This is a genomic window from uncultured Oscillibacter sp., from assembly GCF_950073225.1.
Taxonomy (GTDB): Bacteria; Bacillota; Clostridia; order Oscillospirales; family Oscillospiraceae; genus Oscillibacter.
In genome coordinates this window covers 47,361-70,365 of sequence record NZ_CATMPS010000005.1, presented here as the reverse complement: position 1 = coordinate 70,365, position 23,005 = coordinate 47,361, and the positions used below count along the sequence as shown (strand labels likewise).

Here is a 23,005-nt window from a genome sequence, read left to right as displayed (position 1 = left end):
AGCCCTTTGGAACGAGCGAGATTCCGTATGCCGACGGCATACACCATTCTATTCCTCCTCATCATCCTGGTGGCCCTGTGCACCTGGCTGGTTCCGGCGGGGGCCTACCAGTACGTGAACGAGGCCCCGGTGGCCGGGACCTACCACGCCGTGGCCCAGAGCCCCCAGGGGGCCGGGGCGGTGCTGAAGGCCGCTTTCGCCGGGTTTTACGACGCGGTGGACGTGTGTGTCTTCATTTTGATGGTGGGCGGCTTCCTGGGCGTGGTCATGAGAACCGGGGCGGTGGACGCCGGCGTGGGCCGGATTATTCAGCGCCTGGGGGGAAGAGAGAAATGGCTAATCCCCATTTTGATGATCGCCTTTGGCCTGGGGGGCACCACCTACGGCATGTGGGAGGAGACCATGGCCTTCTACCCCCTTCTGATTCCCGTCTTTCTGGCGGCGGGCTATGACGCGGTGGTGGGCATCTCCGTCATCCTCCTGGGAGCCGGGGCGGGCATCATCAGCTCCACGGTGAACCCCTTTGCCACGGGCATCGCGGCGGGCTTCGCCGGGGTGTCCCTGGGGGACGGCATCCTCCTCCGGGCTATCCAGTGGGTGGTCTTTGAGGGGGCGGCGATTTGGTTCGTCATGGCCTACGCCGCCCGGGTGAAGCGGGACCCGGCCCGGTCCGTGGTGGGCGTGGGCGCGGGGAAGATCCAGGCCAACATGGAAGAGACGGTGGAGTTTACGCCCAAGCGGAAGGTCATCATGGCCATCTTCACCCTGACCTTCCTGATTATGATTTACGGCGTCATTCCCTTTGACGAGATGGGCCTGCCCCTGCCGACCTTAGGCTGGTGGTTCCCGGAGCTCAGCGCCCTGTTCCTGGTCAGCGGCGTGATCATCGGCCTCATCGACCGCATGGGCGAGGAGGCCATTGCCGAGACCTATGTGGCGGGCTGCGCGGATTTGCTGGGGGTGGCCCTGATCATCGGCATCAGCCGGGGCATCACCGTGCTGATGAACGACGGGCAGATCACCGGCACCATCCTCCACTGGGGAGAACAGGCCCTCTCCGGGGCGGGGCCCGTCAGCTTCGTGCTGCTGGTGTACCTGCTGTACCTGCCCTTGACGGTGCTGATTCCCTCTTCTTCCGGCCTGGCCACGCTGTCGGTGCCCGTCATGGCCCCCTTGGGCCGCTTCGCGGGGGTGGGGGGCGATCTGGTGGTGACGGCCTTCCAGTCCGCCTCCGGCCTTGTAAACATCATCACCCCCACGGCGGCGGTGGTCATGGGGGCCCTGGCCCTGGGGCATGTGCCCTATGACAAGTGGGTCAAGTATGTGTGGAAGCTGATTTTGTATTTCTTTTTGCTGACTCTGGTGTTTTTGATCGCAGGCGTGGCGCTGGGCTGAGCGAAAAAACCACCGGCTCTTTTGAGCCGGTGGTTTGCCGCTGTCACGGGATGATCTCAATCCAATACCCGTCCGGGTCGGTGATGAAGTAAATGCCCATGGCGGGATTCTCGAAGCAGATGCAGCCCATCTCCTTGTGCTTGGCATAGGCTGCCTGATAATCCGGGGCCTTGAGGGCCAGGTGGAATTCACATTCCCCCAGGTCATACTTCTGGGGATGGTCCCGCAGCCACGTCAGCTCCAGGCGGAAGGTGGTCCTCCGGTCCCCCAGAAAGACAATCACATAACTGCCGTCCTCCGCCTCCTTCCGGCGGACCGGGGACAGGCCCAGGGCCTCCTTGTAGAATTTCAAGGAGCGCTCCAAGTCGGTAACGTTAAAATTGAAATGATTGAACGTATACATATTCTGCCGCCTTTCAGCCCGCCTGGTCCTTCAAGATGGTGTAAACCTCATAAATGTCCTGGATGGTATAGGTAGCCCGGACGTCCTTGGGAACGTCGCCGTCCCGGGACTGGGTCAGGAAGGAATGGATGTGGAAGGTAGCCCCAAAGCCCAGATTCTGGGGGCCGATGACGTCCCGGGAGTAGGTGTCGCCCACATAGGCGCAGGTCTTGGGGTCCGAGCGGACCTGATTCAAGGAGACCAGGAAGATGTTGGGGTCCGGCTTGCGGTAGCCGGTGACGGAGGACAGGGTCACGTCCTGGAAGTAATCCCGGATGCCGTACTCCTCCAGCGTGCGGAAGACCTGGTAGAGGGCGGCGGTGTTGCTGATGACGCCCAGCTTCATGCCCAGGCCCTTCAAGCCCTCCAGCATTTCCTTTACCTTGGGGCGGAGCGCACGGTGGTAGTGGGTGACCTCCCACATGTGGGCCAGCTCCTCGGAGAAGGGCTTCACGGTGTCGAAGTCCAGGCCCAGCTCCGTCAGAACATAGTTGCCCCAAATCTCCTCGGGCTTCAGTTCCCGGTTCGTGGGGCCCCGGTAGGCGGCGTAACGGTCCCAGCCGTCGGCAAAGGCCTGGATGGCGGCAGGGATGTCCAGGGACAGGGGGTGGCCGTGGGCCGCCAGGATGCGGAGGACGCCCTCGGCGGAGGCCTTTTTGCTGGCGTCGTCGATAAAAATGTCCTCCAGGGTCCCGCCCATGTCAAACAATACGGTATCGATCATAAATTCTCACTGCCTTTTCCAAGGCCGTGCCGAATCTTCGGCACGGGGCCTTTTTTTCCAGTATAGATAGTACGCCAAAAGGGACGAGCTCAGGCCCAGCGCCAGAGGGGCCAGCACAAACATCCCGAAGAATTGGAGAACCAGCCCGGCGTTTTCCCAGCCCATGAGCATTATGAGCCCGATCAAACAAGCCAGCATCAGCAGCGTCAGCCAGAGATAGCCGGCGGGGAGCAAACGCTTGTCGCCGGGCAGCAGCCAGACCAGAGAGGCCGCCGCCGTCCCCGCCGCCGCGGGCGCCAGGGCTTCCACCAGGCTGATGAGCCAGACGGGAAGCGCCGACCCGCTCAAAAGGCCGTCCAGCCAGGGGTTGAGAAGGGCGAAGCAGCCGCCGTAAACGGCCAGCAGCACCCAGCAGAGGCAGAAGGAGTAGAGCAGGATGGTGCTCTTTACCCTGCCGTTTTCCGTCATCTGGAACGCGCCCCAGAATTTGTCCGCGAACTTGCCGACCCGCTCGTCGATCTCTTTTTGCCGGATGGGATTTGCCATAGGGTTCCTCCTTAAAAGCCTTGAAACATGGAAGCTGTATTCACAGGCGGGAAGCCTGTGCCGTTTCTCGCCTGTGAATACAGCTTCTTAGAAGGCGGGCGGGCGGCCGTCCGGCCGCCCGCCCAGCAAAGCTGTGAACGCGGCGATGGCAGAGAGAGGGATTACTGGTTCAGCCAGTACATCCACATATCCTGCACGTCGGGATAGATCTCATAGATGGAGACTAGGTCGTTGGCCCGGGCACCCAGCTCGTTGAGCTTGGCGGGGTTCTTCTCGTCCACAAAGTCGTCACGCAGGGGCCAGTTGCCGACCTTGGTGAAGGGCTTCAGGCCGCCGCTCTGGCAGTCCGCGCCGCCGGTGACGAAACGGATGAAGAGGCGGGCGCCGGCGGGGCTGTTGCAGCCCTGGACGACCATCATGGCCTCGGTGTTCAGCAGGGCGGTGTAGGGGCTGAGGTTGATGCACCAGTCGATGTTGTAGCCGGACTCCTCCCGGTTTTCGATCTTACCGGCGGAGGCCAGGGCCAGGGCGGGCTGATCCTTGGTGGAGTTGTGGACGGCCAGCACCAGCTCGTCACCGTCGCCGATGAAGGTCATCTTAGCCTGGGTAAAGCGCCACAGGTACTCAACGCCCGCGTTGTTCTCGGGAACCTCGAAGGCGAACTTGGAGGCGTCGTAGGTGTACTCCAGGTCCTTGCCATAGGTGTCCTTGTAGGACTGGGCCATTTCGTCGGCGTTGATGATGAAGCTGGCGAACAGGGAGAGGTACGCGGTCTCCTGGCCGATTTCCTTGGTGTAGAGGGCGAATTTCTGGTTGCCGGCGTCATCCTTCTCGATGATCTCCCACCAGCTGTTGATGGGCTGGCCATCGGGGAACGCTTCGGTGTTGTAATACCAGAAGGCCTGAGAGGAGTACAGGGGATAGCTGTACTTCAGGTTCTCCTCGGGGATGTGGGCGCAGATGTCCCGGGGATAGAAGGGCTCGATGACGCCCTTGTCATAGTACTCGTGGAACACTTCTCCGTTGACGTCCTTGGTCTGGAGCACGTCGGCGGTGATGTTTCCGGTTTCATTTTCCATCCTGGCCTTGCTCAGGACCTCGTCGGAGTCCAGGTCGGAGACCACCAGGTCCAGGCCGGGAAACGCCTCCTCAAAGGGCTCCTCTTCCTTCAGCATCTTGGAGGAGGTGGCGTAGACGTTGATGGTGGTGTCTTCCTTCAGGGCCAACTCGTAGAGCTCCTCATCGGTCATGTCGCTCCACTCGTCATAGTAGGGGCCATAGACGTTTTCTCCGGTGTCCATGTCATAGCCCAGCTTCAAGTCGGTGGTGGGAGCGGCGTCGCCGCCGTCGGAAGGCTGCTCGGTCCCGGTGGAGGCGCCGGAGTCGGCGGGGGCCTGGGTATCGCCGCCCTTGTCGCCGCCGCAGGCGGCCAGGCTGAGGACCATTACCAGGGCCATCAGCAGCGCAAAGAGTTTCTTCTTCATCAGATCTTCTCCTTTCGTTTTGGGGAAATAGTGATGCTGGAATCTATATAGCCAAGGGGGCGGAAACGGGAGCTTAGCCCGTACCCCGGCGGCGGGCCCGCCGCCGGGGGTGCGCCTCTTTGCCTATCCGGGAGGAAGGAGGGTGCTTAGACCGCGCGCTTGATGAGCCGGGTGGTCTCTTTATTATAGACGTTGATTTTGTCCTGGTCAATGATGGCCCAGACTTTTTGATCAATGTCATAGTGGGCCTGGCCGATCTCCTTGGACAGGAACTCGTCCTCGCCGGCCTTCAAGGTGACGATGGTCTCGGAACCGGCGGGCTGGCTGGCGTACACGGTGACGGGGAGGGCGCCTTCCACAGGCTCCCGGGAGATGAGAATCTGCTCGGGGCGGACGGCCAGCACGCAGTCGAACTCGCCGCTGGAGGGCTTCTGCTCGTTAGTCAGGTACTCGGCGGTGAAGGTGTGCCCGCCCAGCTCGCTCTTGACCACCAGCTGGCCGCCCTTCATCTCGGCCTTGCCGGGGACCAGGTTGATCCGGGGGTTGCCGATGAAGTCGGCGGCCTCCAGGTCAATGGGGTTGTTATACAGCTCCATGGGGGTGGCCACCTGGTTCAGCTCGCCGGCCTTGAACAGGGCGATCTTGGTGGACATGGTCAGAGCCTCGACCTGGTCGTGGGTGACGTAGATAATGGTGGTGCCCAGCTCCTTGTGGAGGCGCTGGAGCTCGGAACGCATGTCGATGCGGAGCTTGGCGTCCAGGTTGCTGAGAGGCTCGTCAAGCAGCAGCAGCTTGGGGCTGGAGGCCACGGCACGGGCAATGGCCACGCGCTGCTGCTGGCCGCCGGAGAGCTCCGTAGGATAGCGGTCCTTGTACATGTCGATGCGCATCATCCGCAGGGAGTCCATGACCCGGCGGTCGATCTCGTCGTGGCTCATCTTCTGGATTTTCAGGCCGAAGGAGATGTTGTTGTACACCGTCATGTGGGGCCACAGGGCGTAGGACTGGAACACCAGGTTCAGTCCGCGCTTGCTGGGCTCGGCATAATAGGCGTCGTCGGCGTTGATCATTTCCACTCCGTCGATGGTCATGATGCCGTTCTGGGGCTTTTCCAGGCCGGAGACCACGCGGAGGGTGGTGGTCTTGCCGCAGCCGGAGGGGCCCAGCAGGGTCATGAAGTCGCCGTCCTCAATGGTCAGGTTGATGTTGCGGAGGACGTGGTTGTTGCCGTAAAATTTGTCAATATTTTTCAGTTCAATGCGGCTCATATGGCACGTTTCCTTTCTGTTCTTATATAAAGTCCGTGGCTCGCTGGGTTACCAACTCTTTCCGATGTCGGCGCCGGCGACCTTGTTGGCGAAGATGTAGCAGAACAGGATGAACAGCAGCACGCACACGGAAATGGCGTCGGACATCTGGGCGTAGCCCTCCTGGGAGTAGGTGAAGGCCAGATAGGACATGGTCCGGGTGGTGGGCGTCATCATGATGATGATGAGGTCCAGCTCCTTGGCGATGGAGATGAACACCAGCATCAGGCCGGAGATGAAGCCGTTCTTCGCCAGGGGGACAATGATGGTGGCCATCCGCTTCCAGAAGCTGGCGCCGGCAATGTCCGCGGCTTCCTCCAGCTCCACGCTGATGGAGAGCATGTTGGCGGTGCCGGAGCGGCTGGCGAAGGGGAAGTGCTTGACCACGGAGGTGAGAACGATCAGGGTGAAGGTGCCGTAAAGGGAGGGGATCAGCCCGCCGAAGTGAGGCACGCTGAACATGGAGAAATACATGGTGGAGAAGGCCACGCCGCTCATCAGGTAGGGAACGAACACCAGCTGCTCGGTGAGGTTGCCGTACCACTTGCCCCGGCCGCGGGAGCTGATGTAGCCCAGGAACTGGCCGCAGAAGGCGGTGATGAGGGAGGTGATGATGGTCAGGCGGACCGTGTTCCACAGGGCGCTGAAGAACTCGGGGTTGCGGAAGATGCCCGCGTAGTTGGTGTACTTCTCCGCTTCTCCGGCTTCGCCGATCCAGTTGTAGAGGGTCAGGTTTTCGGGACCGTAGCCCGCGCCGGTGGTGATCTGGAAGGTCTCCATAATCAGCACAAAGAAAGGCATGACCATGGCCAGGAACAGGAAGACGGCCAGGAACGCCATCATGGGCTTCTTTGCCGCGCCAAGAGGCATCAGGGTGCTGCGGCCGCCCTTGCCGCCCACGGTGGCATAGGACTTGCGCACGCCGATGGCCCTCTGGTTGCTCATCAGAATCAGAGCCGCCAGGCCGACCAGGACGATGGACATGGCGTAGCCCACGCCCCGGGGACCCTGGTCGATGTAGACGCGCATGCGGGTGGCCAGGGTGTAGTAGCCGATGCGGTTGCCCAGGTTGGCCGCCACGCCGTAAGTACCGATGGACTTGGAGACGGTCATGACCAGGGCGGAGAGCACGGAGGGAAGAATCAGCGGCAGGGTGATGTAGCGGAGAATCTGGGCCTTATTGGCGCCTTGAATCTCGCCCATCTCCTCCAGCTCCGAGTTGATGGAGCGGAGGGCGCCGGAGACCTGAATGTAAGAGAACGCGTAGTAGTGCATGGACATGCACAGCACGATGGCCGTGGGCCCGTAGGCCAGCCAGTCGGGAATCGGGATGCCCATGCCGGTGAGGAATCCGTTTGCGCCGCTGGTGGGCGTGCGGAACACCGCCAGCCAGGCGATGGCCTTGGTCCAGGAGGGAATCATGTAGGGCACGGTAATGAGAATGCCCAGAACTTTCTTGCCGGGGAGGTCGGTACGGATCATCAGCCAGGCCAGCACCGAGCCCAGAGGCACGGAAATCAGCGTGGTGAAGAAGCCGCAGACAAAGGAGTGCAGCAGGGGCTCCCACAGCACGGCCTTGGACATGTTGCTCATCAGCATGTACTGCCAATAGTAGAGTGTGAAGTCGCCCACTTTGCCGTCCACACGGCGAAGCTCGCCCTGCGCCAGGGTGAAGGTGGACTTAATCATGGTCAGCAGGGGAATGACGATCAGGCAGAACAACACGATCAGGCTGACCAGCACGACCATGTTAAAGGGGTTTTTGAGCACGTTTAGGATCAGGTTCTTCAACCGACGTGCCGTCAGTTTCTTTCTGGGGGGTCTTTCCTTGGTCACGGTTACTGCATTTGACACGATAACACCTCTTTCTGATAACTGCCGGGAACTCCCCGGGCGATCGAGTCCTCCCATCCGGTCACGCCCAGGGCTGTCCGCGCGGAGCGGAAATAGGTCCGCTTTGCGCAAACGTTTGCGACTTCCTGGGTTCATTATAAAGAATCCTGAGTAGGTTTGTCAATTGTCAGCCTCCCGATTTTAGGGGGGGTTTTTTGTTTGTTTTCACGGTTTGTTTACAATTTGAACAAATGGACGCTTCCTATTTTTGCTATTTTGTCAATTGCTTTTTGGAGGAATTCCTGAAATTCCGGATACGTTTTCGCCGCCGTTTGCCATTGTTTACGATTGAAATTGCGCGGCGTAGAGCTGGGCATATACGCCTCCGGCGGCCAGCAGCTCCCGGTGGGTCCCCTGCTCCGCCGCGCCGCCCTGGTCCAGCACCAAAATGCGGTCTGCGCCCCGGATGGTGGCCAGCCGGTGGGCAATGACGAAACAGGTCCGCCCCTGGCGAAGTTGCTCCATGGCCAAGCTGATCTCCCCCTCGGTCTCCGTGTCCACGTTGCTGGTGGCCTCGTCCAGAATGACCACGTCAGCGTCGGTGAGGAGGCACCGGGCGATGGCCAGAAGCTGCTTTTGCCCTTTGGAGACGCCCTCGTCGGTGAGGACGGTGTCGTAGCCCTGGGGGAGGGAGGAGATGAAGCGGTGGATGCGGGCGGCCTTGGCGGCCTCCACAATCTGCTCCCGGGAGGCTCCCGGCGCGCCGTAGGCGATGTTCTCGGCGATGGTGCCGCCGAAGAGCCAGGTATCCTGGAGCACTAAGGCCAGGCGGCGGCGCAGGCCGTCCCGGCTGTAGGCGTCCAGGGGGACGCCGTCCAGGATGATGCGTCCGCCCTGGGGACGGTAGAACCGGAGGAGGAGGGAGACCAGGGTGGTCTTCCCCGCCCCGGTGGGCCCGACCACGGCGGCCAGGCTCCCCGCCGGGATATGGGCGGTGAAGTCCCGGAGGACGGGACGGGCGGGGTCGTAGCCGAAGGACACATGGTCAAAACGGATGTCGCCCCGCAGCCGCTCCACGGAGAGGGCCTCCGGCGGGTCTGCCGGTTCCGGCTCCTCGTCCAGTAAATCCATCACCCGCTCGGCGGCGGCGGCGCTGGCCTGGAGTTCCGCCAGGAGGTTCGCCGCTTCCCGAATGGGGCCGGAGAACTTCCGGGAGTACAGGACGAAGGAGGAGAGGCTCCCCAGGGACAGACCGCCGCCCAGGTACAGCAGGGCTCCGAAAACGCTTACGAAGGTAAGGGAGATGTTGTTGACAAAGTTCACCGAGGGCCCCAGGGAGGAACTGGCCCGGTCCGCGTCGTAGTAGGCCCTGGAGGCCGCGCCGTTGCGCCGGTCAAAGAGGCCCAGGTCCTCCTGTTCCACGCCGTAGGCCCGAATAGACCGGCGGCAGCCCATTCGCTCCCCGGCAAAGCTGTTTAGGGCCCCCAGCTCCTTGGAGCGGAGGCGGAAAAGGGGATGAATGCGCTTCATCTGGAACCGGGTCAGCGCCGCCGACAGGGGGACGGTGACAAAGAACACCAGGGTCAGCCGGGGGGAGAGGAGGAGCAGCATCAGGAAGGACCCGGCCACGGTAAAGACGCTGGTGCCCAATTGCAGGAGGTCCGTGGAGAGGGTGGCGTTGACGGTGTCCACGTCATAGCAGATCCGGCTGATGAGATCCCCGGAGGGGTGGGTGTCGAAGTAGTCCACCGGCAGTTCGCTCATGCGGTCAAACGCGGCTTTGCGGAGATCGTGCGAAACGGCCTGGGCTGTTTGGATGAGGCGGGAGGATACGGCGTAGTTCAGGAGAGAGGACAGGGCATAGCAGCCCAGCATCCCGGCGCAGTTCCGAACCACGCCGGGAAAGTCCACGCCTCCCGCCCGGACGCCCACGGCGTCCACCGCCCGGCCGGAAAGCAGGGGGGCCGCCAGGGACAGCAGATTTCCCGCCAGCAGCAGGACCAGCAAGAGCAGGAACCGGAAGCCGTAAGGGCGGAGAAAACGGCTTAAGCGGACCAGCACGTTCTTTTTCATACGGCCCCTCCCATCTGGAGCTCCGCCATGCGGCGATAGCGCCCGCAGGTTTCCAGGAGTTCTTGGTGTGTTCCCTGGGCGGCAATCACACCGTCTTCCAGCACCAGGATGCGGTCTGCGTCCCGGAGGGAGGACACCCGCTCGGAGATGATTACCTGGGTGACACCGGGAAAGTCCCGGCGGATGGCGGCATGGAGCGCGGCGGCGGTGCGGTAGTCCAGGGCGCTGTCGGCGCTGTCCAAAATCAAGATATTGGGGCGGGCCGCCAAAGCCCGGGCGACGAGCAGCCGCTGGCGCTGGCCGCCGGAGAGATTGGCGCCCCGGATATCCAGCTTGGCGTCCAGACCTTCGGGCAGATGTTCAATGAATTCCCAGGCTTGGGCGGTCTTGGCGGCGGCGGTCACGTCCTCCCGGGAGAGCCCCCGGAGGAAGGAGATGTTTTCGTAGACACTGTCGTTCAGCAGGGCTTCATTCTGGAAAACCACGCCGAAGCGGCCCCGCAGATCCTCCCGGCTGAGCGTGGAGACGTCCCGCCCTCCCAGCCAGACGACGCCGCCGTCCGCGTCATAGAGGCGGAGAAGCAGAGAAACCAGGGTGGTCTTTCCAGAACCGGTGGGGCCCAGGATGCCCAGGGTTTCCCCTTTATTTAATAGGAAGGAAGCGCCGTCTAAATCCTTTTCTACCCCCAGGTAGGAAAAAGACACGTTTTCCATACCCAGCTCCGGGCCCTGGAGGCCCGGGCCCTCAGGGACGCGGACCCGCTGGTCTTCCGGGGCCAGGAGGACCTCCTCAATCCGCCGGGCGGAGGCCACGCCTTTGCTGAATTTGACAAAGAGCTTTGCCAGGCCCAGCGTGGCGGTTTGAATCAACGTAAAATAGGAAAGGAAGGCGACAATCTGGCCGGAGGCCATCCGTCCCCGGTCCACCAGCAGGGCGCCCGCCAGCACAACCAGCACCAGTCCCAGGTTCAGAAGGAAATCCGCCAGGGGATTGGCGGCGGCCATGATGCGGCCCGCGGTCTGTTCGGCCTCCATAGAAGCCCGGCTGGCGGCGGTGAAGCGTTCTCTTTCCCGGCCCTGGCAGGCCAGAGTCTTGACAACGCGGACCCCGGAGGCATTCTCCCGGAGAACGCGGACCACGGTGTCGACCGCCTCCTGAGCCCGGGTATACCGGGGAATGCCCTGACGGGTCACCAGCCAGATGGCGAAAAATGTGGCGGAGCAAACCGCGAGCTGTACGAAGGCCAGAGACGGGGCCTGGAAGAAGGTCAGTACCAGCCCGCCCAGGACCAGCATGGGGGCCCGGATGCCGCCGCGCTGGATTTTGTCAAACATCTGGTGGACATTGTAGGTGTCGTTGGTCAGCCGGGAGACAATGGAGGATACGGTGAACCGCTCCAGCTGGGCCTGGGAGAGAAACAGCGTCCGCTGATAGAGGTCCCGGCGGAGCTGCCGCGTCATATCCATGGACACCCAAGCCGCCATGCGGTTGGCCGTAATGTTGCAGAGGGCCGCGCCGAAAGCCATAATCAGCATCAGGCCCCCCGCCCGCCAGACGGCGGCCAGGTCCCGGGCGGGCACGCAGTCGTCAATGATGCGGGCCAGCAGCAAGGGCAGCAGAAGCTCCAGTACGGCGGCGGTGAACTTCACCGTCACCCCCACCGCCACCCGCGGGGCGTGGGGACGGAGATAGCCGAGAATGGTTTTCATGCCGGACCTCCTTTCGATTGTCTGCGCTCAAACGTTTGCGAAAATTTGCATTTATCATACTACGCCCTCCGGCGGCAAGTCAATCCGTATTTTCGCGTGGGGGAGGGCTGCGGCTTAGAAAAGGGGGCGGCGTGCCTTTTAAAAAGGAGCGGCACAGCTGCCGGAAGGGCCGCCGGCAATGCAGGAGAAAGACGCGTGGGGGCGAAGAAACCTAAGTTACATATATAAAATAAAAAAGCTAAGTGATATGGAATTGCCGATAGGCAAAAAGTAGCACAAAATATATGAAGTTTTCCATAATATGAGAAAAAATAGAGGAAAAAGAAGCGGTGGAAACGGCAGGAGTGTTTGTTACTGTTATGTTACAACTATGCATATCGTATTGATTTTAGAAAACCGCTGTGCTATATTCATCATGCGGCACGGATGAGGCGGCAGTCCCGGGGTAGATACGGGCACGGCTAGCCACTGTATGTGCGCCGGAAAAGCCGACGCGTCCCGGCCCGCAAATAACGGCGGTGAACTTCCCGCCGCAAAACAAGGAGGATGAAAATCCATGAAGAAGTTCTTATCCCTGGTCCTCGCACTGGTTATGACCATGTCTTTGGCCACCATCAGCGCCGGGGCCACCGAGTACAAGGACCTCACCGACAAGGATGAGATCCAGTACGAGGAAGCCGTTGCCGTCCTGAACCGGATCGGCATTATCACCGGCTACGAGGACGGTTCCTTCCGTCCTGAGACCGAGCTGACCCGCGGCGCCGCCGCCAAGATCATCGTTTCCCTGATGATTGGCCCCGAGGCCGCCTCTGCTCTGCCCAACGACGCAAGCCCCTATCCCGACGTTCCCGCGGGCCACACCTTTGCGGGCGTCATCAGCTACTGCAAGACCGCCGGCTACATCAGCGGCTATAGCGACGGCACCTTCAAGCCCGCCAACTCCCTGACCGGCTTCGCCTTTGCCAAGATGCTGCTGGGCGCCGTCGGCTACAAGAGTGAGCTCGAGGGCTTCACCGGCACCGGCTGGACCATGAACGTGGCCCGTCTGGGCAACATCGCCGGCCTGTTCAACCGCCTGAGCTTCCAGGGCGCCGACGCGGTCAACCGCGAAGAGGCCTGCCAGCTGGCTCTGAACACCCTGAAGGCCACCATGGTCGAGTACACCGGCGGCTTTACCATCACCACCGGAGACGCCGCCATTGTCGGGGACAAAACCCGTACTTATGTGACCAGCAACCAGGCCTATGCGAAAAACATCTCCAACCGGAAACTGGACACCGTAGGCAACTCCAAGGACGATCACTACACCGTGGAGTTCGGCGAGGAGCACTTCAAGGATCTGCGCCTGGACGACGAGCACAAGAATGCGAAGGACGATTTCGGCCGTCCCTCCAACGTCTGGAGCTACAAGAAGGTCACCATCGGCACCTTCCCCATCGCCCCCGACTTCACCTTCGACAAGCAGGCGGCTTATTCCGATAAGACCGATGCTGTGAAGAACCGGGCCACCGGCCTGGGCGGCTACACCCTGGAGTCCGACGAGGCGAACGTCTACACCCGTTTCTGGGTGAACGGCACCGAGTACAACATCAGCGAGTCCGGCAAGAAGGTTGTGTGGGGCGCCCAGTGCCCCGAAACCAACAGCGAAGATGCGATCCGCTCCGGCAAGGAAGCGAAGATCTCCAACATCTCCGATCTGACCGACAACGGCACTGTGGTCGAGGTCTATGTCTCTGAGGATGAGGCCGACTTCATCACCGACGTCGTGGTGGTCAAGAGCCAGCTCATGGAGGTCAAGAAGGTCGGTTCCGACTATGTCTCCCTGGAGAAGAAGGACCCCGATGACGGAGACAAGGACTTCCCCGGCTTCAACCAGGATCCCATCGACGTGAAGGTGGGCAATGTCCAGGCTGAGGACGCTCCCTATGCCGCCTTGAAGGATCTGAAGGCCGGCGACAACGTGGTAATCATCCCTGTGGACGCCGACCATGACGGCGAGGACTTCGAGGTCGCCGAGGCCTATGAGCCCGAGACCGTGTCCGGCACCCTGACCGGCGTGAAGGACTACGGCCCCACCAACAAGGCCAAAAACGCCGTCTCCCTGACCGTGGGCGGCACCGACTACAGCATCTCCCTGTGGAACAAGGACATGTCCGAAATCGACGGGGACAAGATCAAAGTCACCAAGAAAGACGTTACCCTGACCCTCGACAAGCACGGCTATGCCCTGCTGGCTGAGGATGTGGGTTCCACCTCCGAGTGGATGGTGATTGGTTCCTTCCGCTCCAACGTGGAGAACGGCCGCATCGTGACCGTCGTCACCGGCTGGGATATCTCCGGCGAGCCTGTGGAGCTGAACCTTGGCCCCAACTTCGACAAGAACGCCACCGGCTTCCGTCCCGGCGATCTGGTGAAGTATGAGAGCACCTCCCGCAGCAACCTGTATGACTGGGAGATCAAGAATGACGGCGTATACGACGTCTTCACCGGCGTGGACGAAAAGACCGGAGAACCCTACAAGATCAAGGCGAGCAACGTCAAGGTCGACCTGCGCGACTACGGAGACGACAGCGCCCTGTTCATTGACAAGGGAGTGAAGTTCATCTACGTCTCCTTCGACAATGACAACGAGGTTGAATCCATCGAGGTCAAGTCCGAAGTCAAGACCGTGGAGAACAAGGAACTGCGTACGACCGCCGAGGGCGTAATCTCCAATACGGCCGCGGACGACAGCCTCCTGCCCATCGAAAAGATTCCCGTCCATCAAAACAACTTCAACGCGGCCCAGGCTGCGGTGACCAGCAAGGGAGCCATCAAGGCCGTGGTCATCAAGCAGGAAAGCAACGAGGCCGACAGCGCTTCCATGCTGTATGTCCGGGATATGCCCGGCGGCGCTCACTATGACTCCACCGGCAAGATGGTCTATGTCTACACCGTTGCCATGAACACCGCGGACGGCGTCCGTGAGGAAGAGACCATCTACTCCTATGACCGGCTGTACAGAGGCGACTTCGCTTCCTACGCCAAGACCGAGCACGCGGAGCACGACGAGTTCTACACTCTGCGTCAGCGCAACGACTTCACCCAGCGCACCACTTCCACCTTCCAGGCTGATATCCAGGAGATTGTGAATGTCAACGCCAGCCTTGTGGAACTGGGTAACTACAAGAAGGTCGGCTCCGGCAGAAGCACCGACAAGACCACGCTGGATCTGGCTCCCTACGTCAGCAGCGATCTGAAGGGCGACCTGGGCGTCGGAGACGAGCAGAACATCGTCAGCCTGCGGAAGGCCGTGTTCGTCGACCTGACCAAAAACGACATCGACAGCTTCGATGATCTGAAGACCTTCATGTTCACCAATCCCACCACGAAAGAGGTGGAGGACTACCGCCAGCAGAGGGCCGAGGTCCAGCTGGTTGTGAACGACAACCCCGACACCGACGGCTTCCGCCGCGTTGCCATGGTGATCATCACCGGCTGGGTTTCCGCCGCCGACACCACGACCCCGGCTCAGAAGGACCTGCTGTCCGCCAACATCAAGGGCGTGACCTTCTCGAATCCCACTGCTTCCGAAACGGTCAACGGCCTGACCCAGGCGGCTATGGACGGCGACGGAAAAATCAGCTTCACCCACAACGGTAAGGAAATGGAAATCGAGCTGACCCACAATGGCTCTGCCTCTACGATTCAGAACGGCTCCACCGCCGCTCTGGCCGCGGGCGATACCATTAAGGTAACGGTCTATGCTCGGAACCACACCTCTGAGGCTCCCAACAAGTCCGATTACACCTTCACCATCGGTGCTGCGGTTGCGGCGTTCTATGAGAACACCGTGGCCACCGGACTGGGCGTAGCCAAGGCGGACGATGCCAGCACCGTGGCGTGGGACGCCCTTAAGGCCGCTGATACCTCGATTGCCCCTGCCACGGGTGCGCTGACTGCTTCCGTGGTCCTGACCGGCAAGGATGAGGATACCGTTGCTCAGCTGAAGCTGGCGATGGATTTCCTCGGAGAGAGCTACTCTACCATTGAAAAGGGCTTCAACTTTGCTGCCGACCACAAGTGGATTATTACCACTCCCAAGGGCCAGGTAACCTTTGATGAGTCCACTGCCCATGTGTTCGTCACGGTGGGAGACAAGAAAGTGATTGCCGCGAGCGGTAACGCCAACTTGGATGATGCCGGTCTGACTTTGAACGCGAAAGTCACGGAGCTTGATGGGACAGTCTCCTATGTTAAGACAGCGGATCTGGGCACTACAGCGCTTATCCCCGGCGCGAAGTATGAGAACGATATGTTCGCTATCTTCAACGGAACGGCCCCGACCCACAATGTCACTGGCTTCACGGTATCCTACACCATGAATGGTAAGGCGATTGCCGACGGAGATTCCTTCGACAAGGGCTCCGATCTGGTAATCACCATCAAGGCCACGGCCACCGGCGGAGTGAAGAACTCTGCGGATGTCGGCACCGCCGGAACTCTGGTCGCTGCCAGCGCTATCACCGGCGCCGAGTGGGATGTCTCTGCCGACACCGTGCTTGGCAGCCTGGGAGCGGATAACAAGACCTGGACTTTCACAGGCGCGGCCAACGATGTCATCGTTCCCGAGAACGAATCCATCATCATCACGGTTGAAGACATCGACACAGACTTCGATGTTCCCGCCCTGACCTACACACAGTCTACCACCTAATCCAACGCGAAAGACAAAGCAATCCCACACAAGAAAGGACCCGCCCCGCCTGGGGCGGGTCCTTTTCGTCCGGCGGGAAATTCTTCCCCAAGTCATGCGTGACAAACTCTTCCAAATGTGTTATGATAAAAAAAATCCGGAAAGGAGGCCTACCCTGTGATTGAAAATCACGGCCTGATTGAATATCTCCTGCGCAGCGGCGGGGACCTCTCGGACCGGGAGAGCCTTACCGCCCGGCAGATTAAGCGTTTTACCGACGAAATGCCCGGCGGATTTTTCATCTACCGGGATGATGACGATAAAATTCTCTACGTCAACTATGCGGTCCTCCAGATGCTTGGCTGTAAGACGGAGGAAGAGTTCTGGTCTCTCACCGGCGGGACCTTCCACGGCCTCGTCCACCCGGATGACCGGGAGGCTGTGGAGGCCAGCATCCGGGAGCAGATTTCCCAGAACAGCTTCGACCTGGACTATGTGGAATACCGTATTGTCCGAAAAGACGGCTCCATCTGCTGGGTGGAGGACTTCGGCCACTTCATCGAGACCGAGGAGCTGGGAGGCGTGTTTTACGTCTTCCTGGTCGACAGCACGGAGCGCCGCCGCCGCCGGGTGGCGGAGCGTGCGGCCATTCTGGAAGAAAAGCTCCAGAAGGAGCGGGAGCTTCAGGAGCAGGCGGAACAGACTCTGGATTTCCTGGAGCAGATGAACGACGAGCTGGTTCGCCGCCTGGAGCTGATTGAGGGCCTGAGCGCGGACTACGAGGTGGTGTTCCACGCGGACTTGGCGGAGGACGTCATTCAGCCCTATCGGGTCAGCGGCCGGGAGTGCTTCCAATTTGGCCGGGATCTGCAGGTCCGGCCCTTTCGGGACTTTGCCGGGGACTACGTCCGGCGCTGGGTCCATCCGGAGGACCGGGAGCGGTTCACCCGGGAGCTGGACCCCGCCTATATCCGGACGGCCCTGAGGGACCAGAAGTCCTACCATATCAATTACCGGATCCTTCACCAGGGAAAGGCCGAGTATGTCCAGGCCTTCATCGTCAACGTCAGCCCGGACGGGGAAGCGACGCAGATTATGTTCGCCTGCCGCACGGTGGACGAGGAGGTCCGCCGGGAGCGGGAGCGCTCCGCCATTCTGGAGGCGGCCCTGGCCCAGGCGAAGCTGGCGGGAGACGCCCGGAACACCTTCTTGTCCAATATCTCCCACGACATGCGCACGCCCATGAACGCCATTGTGGGCTTCACCGAGCTGGCGAAGCGCCACCTGGACCAGCCGGAGCGGCTGAAACGGGAGCTGGAGCGGATTGAAGCGTCCAGCGCCCAGCTGATGGGGCTTTTGAACAACGTGCTGGAGCTGAGCTGGCTGGAATCCGGCCAGATTCACATTGAGGAGGTCCCCTGCACCCTGCCGGAGCTGGCCCGGGAGGTATGGGGGGAGGTGCTTCCCCGGGCGAAGGAGCGGGGCGTGGAGCTGGTGCTTTCCGACCCGGAGACGGAGCATCCCAAGGTCTGGTGCGACCGCCAGAAGCTCCGCCAGTCCCTGGAGCGCCTGGCCCTGGGGGCGGTGCGCCGGGTGGAGTCCGGCGGGCGGGTGGAGTTGTCCCTCCGGGAGCGGAGCGCCACCCGGGCCTATGGGTCCTATCACTTCATCGCCCATTGTTCCGATATGGCGCGCCCCCTGAACGATCAGGTCTTCGCCGCCTTTGCCCGCCGGGAAATCACCGCCGCCTCCGACGCGGCGGGGGCGGATTTGGGCCTGCCCATCGCCAAGCACGTCATGGAGCTGATGGGGGGCACGGTGGACGCCCAGGCCCTGCCGGACGGCGGCGGGCTGCTGACCGCATCGCTGAACCTGCGCCTGCAGGAGACCGCCGCCGCCCATACCGCCTCCTCCCCGGAGGGAGAGCGCCGGGTCCTGGTGGTGGAGGACAACGAGCTGAACCGGGAGATTGCCGTGGAGCTCCTGGAGGAGGCGGGCTTCCTGGTGGATACCGCCGGAGACGGCGCGGAGGCCGTGGAAAAGGTGAAGAACTCCCGCCCCGGCCACTATGCCCTGGTGCTGATGGACCTGCGGATGCCGGTGATGGACGGCCACAGCGCCGCCCGGGCCATCCGGGCCCTGGGGGACCCGGGGCTGGCCAATGTCCCCATTGTGGCCCTGTCCGCCAATACGTTTGACGAGGACCGGAAGCAGTCCGCCGAAAGCGGCATGAACGCCCACCTGGCCAAGCCTTTGGATATCGACCGCCTGCTGGAGGTAATCTCCGGCATAACGGGGGGATGAAGCGCAAAAAACCACCGTGAGGAATCACGGTGGTTTTTTTCCTCCCCGCCAGGGCGCGAACAGGCGGGGGGCGATGTCCTGAACCTCCGGCCACATGAGGAAGGCGGCCTGGAAGCCCATGCCCACCCCCAGGCGGAGCTTTTGGTTCAGGGTGTCCGCGTCGTCAAAGAGGACGAAGTGGGCCTCTCCCTCCCGGTTATAGGTAAAGTACCGGGCGCAGAGGTCCTGGGAGAAAAAGACGGCGGGATTCTCCCGCTCCATCAGCGCCGCCAGCGCCTCCCCGGTCAGGGGCTCTCCCTCCCCGGACCGGGCGGGGAGGCGGAAGTCCATGCGGAGCCGCTGAACGTCCAGGGCCAGCCGTCCCGCGCCCCCGGCCTGGGCCACGGCCTCCTGGAGGTACTGAGAAAAGCTCCCGCCGGAGACGGCGGTGCAGAGAAGCACCGCCGCGCCGGGGGCGGCGCCCGCGTACCCCTCGGGGAGGAACAGCGCCCGCCGGGAGGAGGAGAGCGCCGGCGCCAGGGCGGAGACAAAGGCCGTCCGGTCCCGCCGGGGGGCCTCCTCAAAGTCCAGCAGCACGCCGGAGTAGCCCCGCCGCCCGCACTCCCGCAGCACCGCGTCCCGCAGATCCTCCGGGCTGTCGATGAAGGGGGCCTGGCGGTCGCTGACGGATAAGAGGCCCCCCTTGATTTGCAGAAGCAGGCTCTGCCGCAGCAGCGCGGAGCCGGGGCCGATGCGGTAGGCCACGTGGGCCAGGTTCCGGCAATGCCCCCGGGCCTCCTGCGTCTCCTCCGGCGTCACGGCCAGGTAGATTTGCAAATTTCACTCCCCCTTGCGCCCAGGCTTGAAAACTGGTATACTGGAAATGACTTCAAGAGATTCTATGCGAGGAGGTTGCCGCCTATGCCCCTTTCCCTGGTTCCCAGCCGCCTGTTCGGGTGCTACCGGGAGATTACGCCGGAGCTTCTCCGCCAGGCGGGCGTGGCCCTGCTCCTCAGCGACCTGGACTTCACCCTGGCCCCCAAGTCCGTCCACCGCCCGGACCCGGCCCTCCGGGCCTGGATTGCGGAGCTGAAGGCTGCGGGAATCCAAGTGATGATTGTTTCCAACAACCGCTCCGGCACAAGGGTGACGGAGTTCTGCGCGGATTTGGGAATTCCCTACCAGGGCCATGCCGGGAAGCCCTCCACCCGCGGCCTGGAGGCCGCCATGGCCCGAGCCGGGACGGACCGGGCCCATACCGCCATGCTGGGCGACAAGCTTTTGACGGATATGCTGGCGGCGAACCGGGCCGGCCTGCTGGCGCTGATGGTGGAGCCCCTGGGCGGCGCGGCGACGCCCTGGCAGAAGGTCCTCCACGCTCTCCAGGCCCCCTTCAAGGCCCTCTGCCGCCGCCGGGAGGAGCGGAGGAGATAGGAGCCGTCCAAAATATTTTTGCATGGTCCCGGACAATTAGAGGAAAAATACTTGCAATCACCGCCTGGATGGGATAAAATAGCTACGGCTATAATGGAAGAACCATGAAAAGAGAGAAAATGCCCTCTCACGGGTCGTTTTCTCGGATAAAGATTTGTGAGGAGGATTTTATTATGCCGACAATTTCCGCAGGCGAGTTTCGCAAGGGAATGATTTTCGAGATGGAAGGCAAGCCCATGCTGGTGGTGGACTTCCAGCATGTGAAGCCCGGCAAGGGCGCGGCCTTCGTGCGCACCAAGTATAAGAACGTCATCACCGGGGCCATCCGGGAGGAGTCCTTCAACCCCACCGCCAAATTCGAGCAGGCCAGCGTGGAGCGCAAGGACGCCGAATACAGCTACAACGACGGCGATCTCTACTACTTCATGGACCCGGAGACCTTTGACATGTCCCCCCTGAACCGGGACGTGCTGGGCGAGGCGTTCAAGTTCATGAAGGAGAACACCGTCTGCAAGCTGGTGAGCTACAAGGGCAGCGTCTTCACCGTGGAGGTTCCCAACTTCATGGACCTGGAGGTTACGGAGACCGAGCCCGGCGTCAAGGGAGACACGGCCACCAATGTCACGAAAAAGGCCACCCTGGAAACCGGCGCGGTGATCCAGGTGCCCCTGTTCATCAACGAGGGAGAGAAGATCCAGGTGGATACCCGCACCGGCGAATATTTGGGGCGCTGCAAAGAGTGAGTACGGCAAAGGGGGGATGAAATCCCCCCTTTGGATTCCCCCACACCCGTGACGCCGGTCACGGAGGTATTTTTCTGACGCGCATGTGGTCACGAACATGATTTGAAGGATAAAGGAGGTCATTGACTATGAGCATCACGGAGAAGGTCGCGTATCTGAAGGGCCTGGCGGAGGGCATGGACCTGGACACCGAAAAGAAGGAGGGCAAGCTCCTGGCCGCCATCATCGACGTGCTGGAGGACATCGCCCTGGAGATCAGCGACATTGAGGACGCCCAGGAAGAGCTGGGAGAGGGCCTGGACGCCGTCAGCGACGATCTGGAGGACGTGGAGGACCTGCTCTACGGCGAGGAAGACGAGGACGAGTATGAGCTGGACGACCTGGAAGAGGGCGAGGACTGCTACGCTACCACCTGCCCCACCTGCGAGGAGAGCATCTACTTCGACGAGTCCGTTCTGGAGGACGGCGAGGTCGTCTGCCCCAACTGCGGCGAAAAGCTGGAGTTTGACCTGAAGAGCCTGGAGGAAGAAGAGGAAGAGGGGGAATAATCCCCCTGGCGGCAAAAGCCGGACGCCTTGGCGTCCGGCTTTTCGCTGTGCCGGAAAAGATATATTGCCAAATTCCCGCCGCCGCGGTATACTGGATGGAGTGAGAGCATCCAAAGGAGAAGACCCATGATTAAGGAGAAGACCTTCTACCGCGCCTTTTTTGCCCTGACGCTGTCCCTGGCTTTGCAGAATCTGCTGACCTTTGGGGTAAACCTGATGGACACCGTCATGCTGGGCCGCTACAGCCAGGAGGCCATGAGCGGCGTGAGCCTGTGCAACCAGATCCAGTTCCTGCTCCAGATGCTGGTGGGCGGCGCGGGGGAGGGGGCCGTGGTGCTGGGGTCCCAGTACTGGGGCAAGAACAAGCTGGAGCCCATTCCCCATATCATCGGCGTGGCCCTGCGGTTCGGGGCGGTTCTCTCGGCTTTGCTGTTCGGGGTGGTGCTGCTGTTTCCCCATGAGCTGCTGGGCCTGCTGAGCAGCGACGCCGGAGTCATCGCCCAGGGGGCGGATTACTTTCGGATCATCTGCTTTTCCTACGTCATTTTCACCGTCACCAACATCCTGGTGGCCTCCCTCCGGTCCATCGGCGTGGTGAAGATCGGCTACGCCATTTCCTTTTCCACGCTGTGCATCAACGTCACGCTGAACTACCTCTTAATCTACGGGAATCTCGGCTGTCCGGAGCTGGGGGTCCGGGGGGCGGCGGTGGCCACCTTGGTCTCCCGCTGCGTGGAGCTGCTGATCGTGGTCTACTATTTAAAGTACCGGGAGAAGAGGCTGAACCTGACTTTGCGGAAGCTCCTCTTCATTGACGCCAGCTATCTTGGCGACTACAACCGGGTTTCCGCCCCAGTGCTGGTGAACCAGGCCCTCTGGGGCGTGGCCCAGATGGTGCAGACCGGCATTCTGGGCCACCTGGGGGGCGACGTGACGGCGGCCAACGCCATCGCCGTCCAGGTTTACCAGGTCCTCTCCGTAGTGGCCTACGGCGCGGCCTCCGCCTCCGGCATCGTGGTGGGGCGGAGCATCGGCGAGGGGAGGAAGGACGCGCTTCGTCCCCTGGTGGCCACGCTCCAGGTCCTGTTCATCGCCATCGGCCTGGCCTCCGGCGCTCTGATCTTCCTGGCCCGGAATCCCATTCTGGCGGTCTTCGGCGGCACGCTGACGGCCCGGGCCCGGGGCCTGGCCCTCCGGTTTATGGCGATCATCGCCGTCACCACTGTGGGCACCTCCTACCAGATGGCCTGTGACACGGGCATCATCCGGGGCGGGGGAGACACGGCTTTCAGCGCCAAGCTGAATCTGATCAGCATGTGGGGCATCGTGGTGCCCTTCTCCGCCATGGCGGCGTTTTGGTGGAAGAGCCCCCCGGAGCTGGTGTTCTTCCTTCTGAAATGGGACCAGATCTATAAAATCATTCCCGTGGCCCTCCGGCTTCACAGCTGGAAGTGGGTGCGGAGCGTCACCCGGCCCGACGGGCCGGAAAAGGAGGAGAACCATGTCTAAGCCCAAGGAGCCCAAAAAGCCCTTCAACCCCAGAGTACGCGCCAACGTCTATGCCCTGGCGGCGCTGTACCTGGTCTATCTCTTCTACCAGATTGCCAAGCCCTACCTGACCCGCGACCCCTATGGCCCCACCTCCTTCCAGTTTACCCTGGGCGCGGTGGTGCTGGGCGGCGGCGCGGCGGTGCTGGGCCTCCTGGCCTGGAAGATGTTCAAGGCCCCCCTGCCGGAAGACCCGGAAGAGCCCGCCCTGCCGGAGGAAGCCGGAGAGGACGAGGAGGAAGATTAAAAAAAGACGGGACC

Annotated in this window: 17 protein-coding genes; 8 read left to right on the top strand and 9 right to left on the bottom strand. The window is 61.7% G+C overall.

The window, feature by feature from the left end; all coding sequences use genetic code 11:
- Positions 1–6 precede the first annotated feature (6 nt).
- Positions 7–1,395, top strand: coding sequence for a YfcC family protein (locus Q1M04_RS04690; RefSeq protein ID WP_295758267.1), 1,389 nt, complete (start codon positions 7–9; stop codon positions 1,393–1,395).
- Positions 1,396–1,438: 43 nt separating this feature from the next.
- Here Q1M04_RS04690 and Q1M04_RS04685 read toward each other — a convergent pair whose 3' ends face one another.
- From Q1M04_RS04685 to Q1M04_RS04650, 8 genes are all read right to left on the bottom strand, one after another.
- Positions 1,439–1,798 (bottom strand): VOC family protein, encoded by a 360-nt coding sequence (locus tag Q1M04_RS04685; RefSeq protein ID WP_297997324.1) that lies wholly within the window; start codon positions 1,796–1,798, stop codon positions 1,439–1,441.
- A gap of 13 nt (positions 1,799–1,811) precedes the next feature.
- Complete coding sequence (locus Q1M04_RS04680; protein ID WP_204789530.1) at positions 1,812–2,561, bottom strand: HAD family hydrolase; 750 nt, start codon at positions 2,559–2,561, stop codon at positions 1,812–1,814.
- Positions 2,562–2,567: 6 nt separating this feature from the next.
- Positions 2,568–3,107, bottom strand: a complete 540-nt coding sequence (locus Q1M04_RS04675) for a hypothetical protein (RefSeq protein ID WP_293280720.1) — start codon at positions 3,105–3,107, stop codon at positions 2,568–2,570.
- 161 nt (positions 3,108–3,268) lie between these two features.
- Complete coding sequence (locus tag Q1M04_RS04670) at positions 3,269–4,591, bottom strand: extracellular solute-binding protein (RefSeq protein ID WP_297997326.1); 1,323 nt, start codon at positions 4,589–4,591, stop codon at positions 3,269–3,271.
- Positions 4,592–4,737: 146 nt separating this feature from the next.
- A complete protein-coding gene (locus tag Q1M04_RS04665; protein WP_297997328.1) occupies positions 4,738–5,859 on the bottom strand; it encodes an ABC transporter ATP-binding protein in 1,122 nt (373 codons plus the stop codon).
- 48 nt (positions 5,860–5,907) lie between these two features.
- Positions 5,908–7,752: an iron ABC transporter permease gene (locus tag Q1M04_RS04660; RefSeq protein ID WP_295758275.1), complete on the bottom strand. Its 1,845-nt coding sequence runs from the start codon at positions 7,750–7,752 to the stop codon at positions 5,908–5,910.
- 321 nt (positions 7,753–8,073) lie between these two features.
- Complete coding sequence (locus tag Q1M04_RS04655; protein ID WP_297997330.1) at positions 8,074–9,804, bottom strand: ABC transporter ATP-binding protein; 1,731 nt, start codon at positions 9,802–9,804, stop codon at positions 8,074–8,076.
- Entirely contained in the window at positions 9,801–11,513 is a 1,713-nt protein-coding gene (locus Q1M04_RS04650) for an ABC transporter ATP-binding protein (protein WP_297997332.1), read from the bottom strand. Before Q1M04_RS04650 ends, Q1M04_RS04655 begins: the two co-directional genes overlap by 4 nt.
- A 556-nt stretch (positions 11,514–12,069) precedes the next feature.
- Between Q1M04_RS04650 and Q1M04_RS04645 the strand changes: the two genes are divergently transcribed.
- Positions 12,070–16,209 carry an S-layer homology domain-containing protein gene (locus Q1M04_RS04645; protein ID WP_297997333.1) on the top strand — a complete coding sequence of 1,380 codons (4,140 nt, stop codon included), beginning with the start codon at positions 12,070–12,072 and terminating at the stop codon, positions 16,207–16,209.
- Between the two features lie 156 nt (positions 16,210–16,365).
- On the top strand, positions 16,366–18,492 hold the full coding sequence (locus Q1M04_RS04640; RefSeq protein WP_297997334.1) for a response regulator: 2,127 nt from the start codon (positions 16,366–16,368) through the stop codon (positions 18,490–18,492).
- Between the two features lie 24 nt (positions 18,493–18,516).
- On the opposite strand, the gene Q1M04_RS04635 is transcribed toward Q1M04_RS04640, so the two are convergent.
- Positions 18,517–19,308 (bottom strand): hypothetical protein, encoded by a 792-nt coding sequence (locus Q1M04_RS04635; protein WP_297997335.1) that lies wholly within the window; start codon positions 19,306–19,308, stop codon positions 18,517–18,519.
- Positions 19,309–19,392: 84 nt separating this feature from the next.
- Here Q1M04_RS04635 and Q1M04_RS04630 point away from each other — a divergent pair, with 84 nt between their 5' ends.
- From Q1M04_RS04630 to Q1M04_RS04610, 5 genes are all read left to right on the top strand, one after another.
- On the top strand, positions 19,393–19,905 hold the full coding sequence (locus tag Q1M04_RS04630; RefSeq protein WP_297997336.1) for a YqeG family HAD IIIA-type phosphatase: 513 nt from the start codon (positions 19,393–19,395) through the stop codon (positions 19,903–19,905).
- Positions 19,906–20,078: 173 nt separating this feature from the next.
- Complete coding sequence (efp, locus tag Q1M04_RS04625; RefSeq protein WP_293279905.1) at positions 20,079–20,648, top strand: elongation factor P; 570 nt, start codon at positions 20,079–20,081, stop codon at positions 20,646–20,648.
- A gap of 128 nt (positions 20,649–20,776) precedes the next feature.
- Positions 20,777–21,196, top strand: a complete 420-nt coding sequence (locus tag Q1M04_RS04620) for a CD1247 N-terminal domain-containing protein (protein WP_297997337.1) — start codon at positions 20,777–20,779, stop codon at positions 21,194–21,196.
- A 126-nt stretch (positions 21,197–21,322) separates the two neighbouring features.
- Positions 21,323–22,705 carry an MATE family efflux transporter gene (locus Q1M04_RS04615; protein ID WP_297997338.1) on the top strand — a complete coding sequence of 461 codons (1,383 nt, stop codon included), beginning with the start codon at positions 21,323–21,325 and terminating at the stop codon, positions 22,703–22,705.
- Entirely contained in the window at positions 22,698–22,991 is a 294-nt protein-coding gene (locus Q1M04_RS04610; protein WP_297997339.1) for a hypothetical protein, read from the top strand. Before Q1M04_RS04615 ends, Q1M04_RS04610 begins: the two co-directional genes overlap by 8 nt.
- The last annotated feature ends 14 nt before the right edge of the window (positions 22,992–23,005 follow it).

Excerpts from the sequence above, each read along its gene's own strand:
- Q1M04_RS04685 (WP_297997324.1), bottom strand. The coding sequence starts at position 1,798 with ATGTATACGTTCAATCATTTCAATTTTAACGTTACCGACTTGGAGCGC.
- Q1M04_RS04680 (WP_204789530.1), bottom strand. The coding sequence starts at position 2,561 with ATGATCGATACCGTATTGTTTGACATGGGCGGGACCCTGGAGGACATT.
- Q1M04_RS04675 (WP_293280720.1), bottom strand. The coding sequence starts at position 3,107 with ATGGCAAATCCCATCCGGCAAAAAGAGATCGACGAGCGGGTCGGCAAG.
- Q1M04_RS04670 (WP_297997326.1), bottom strand. The coding sequence starts at position 4,591 with ATGAAGAAGAAACTCTTTGCGCTGCTGATGGCCCTGGTAATGGTCCTC.
- Q1M04_RS04665 (WP_297997328.1), bottom strand. The coding sequence starts at position 5,859 with ATGAGCCGCATTGAACTGAAAAATATTGACAAATTTTACGGCAACAAC.
- Q1M04_RS04655 (WP_297997330.1), bottom strand. The coding sequence starts at position 9,804 with ATGAAAAAGAACGTGCTGGTCCGCTTAAGCCGTTTTCTCCGCCCTTAC.
- Q1M04_RS04650 (WP_297997332.1), bottom strand. The coding sequence starts at position 11,513 with ATGAAAACCATTCTCGGCTATCTCCGTCCCCACGCCCCGCGGGTGGCG.
- Q1M04_RS04645 (WP_297997333.1), top strand. The coding sequence starts at position 12,070 with ATGAAGAAGTTCTTATCCCTGGTCCTCGCACTGGTTATGACCATGTCT.
- Q1M04_RS04630 (WP_297997336.1), top strand. The coding sequence starts at position 19,393 with ATGCCCCTTTCCCTGGTTCCCAGCCGCCTGTTCGGGTGCTACCGGGAG.
- efp (WP_293279905.1), top strand. The coding sequence starts at position 20,079 with ATGCCGACAATTTCCGCAGGCGAGTTTCGCAAGGGAATGATTTTCGAG.
- Q1M04_RS04620 (WP_297997337.1), top strand. The coding sequence starts at position 20,777 with ATGAGCATCACGGAGAAGGTCGCGTATCTGAAGGGCCTGGCGGAGGGC.
- Q1M04_RS04615 (WP_297997338.1), top strand. The coding sequence starts at position 21,323 with ATGATTAAGGAGAAGACCTTCTACCGCGCCTTTTTTGCCCTGACGCTG.
- Q1M04_RS04610 (WP_297997339.1), top strand. The coding sequence starts at position 22,698 with ATGTCTAAGCCCAAGGAGCCCAAAAAGCCCTTCAACCCCAGAGTACGC.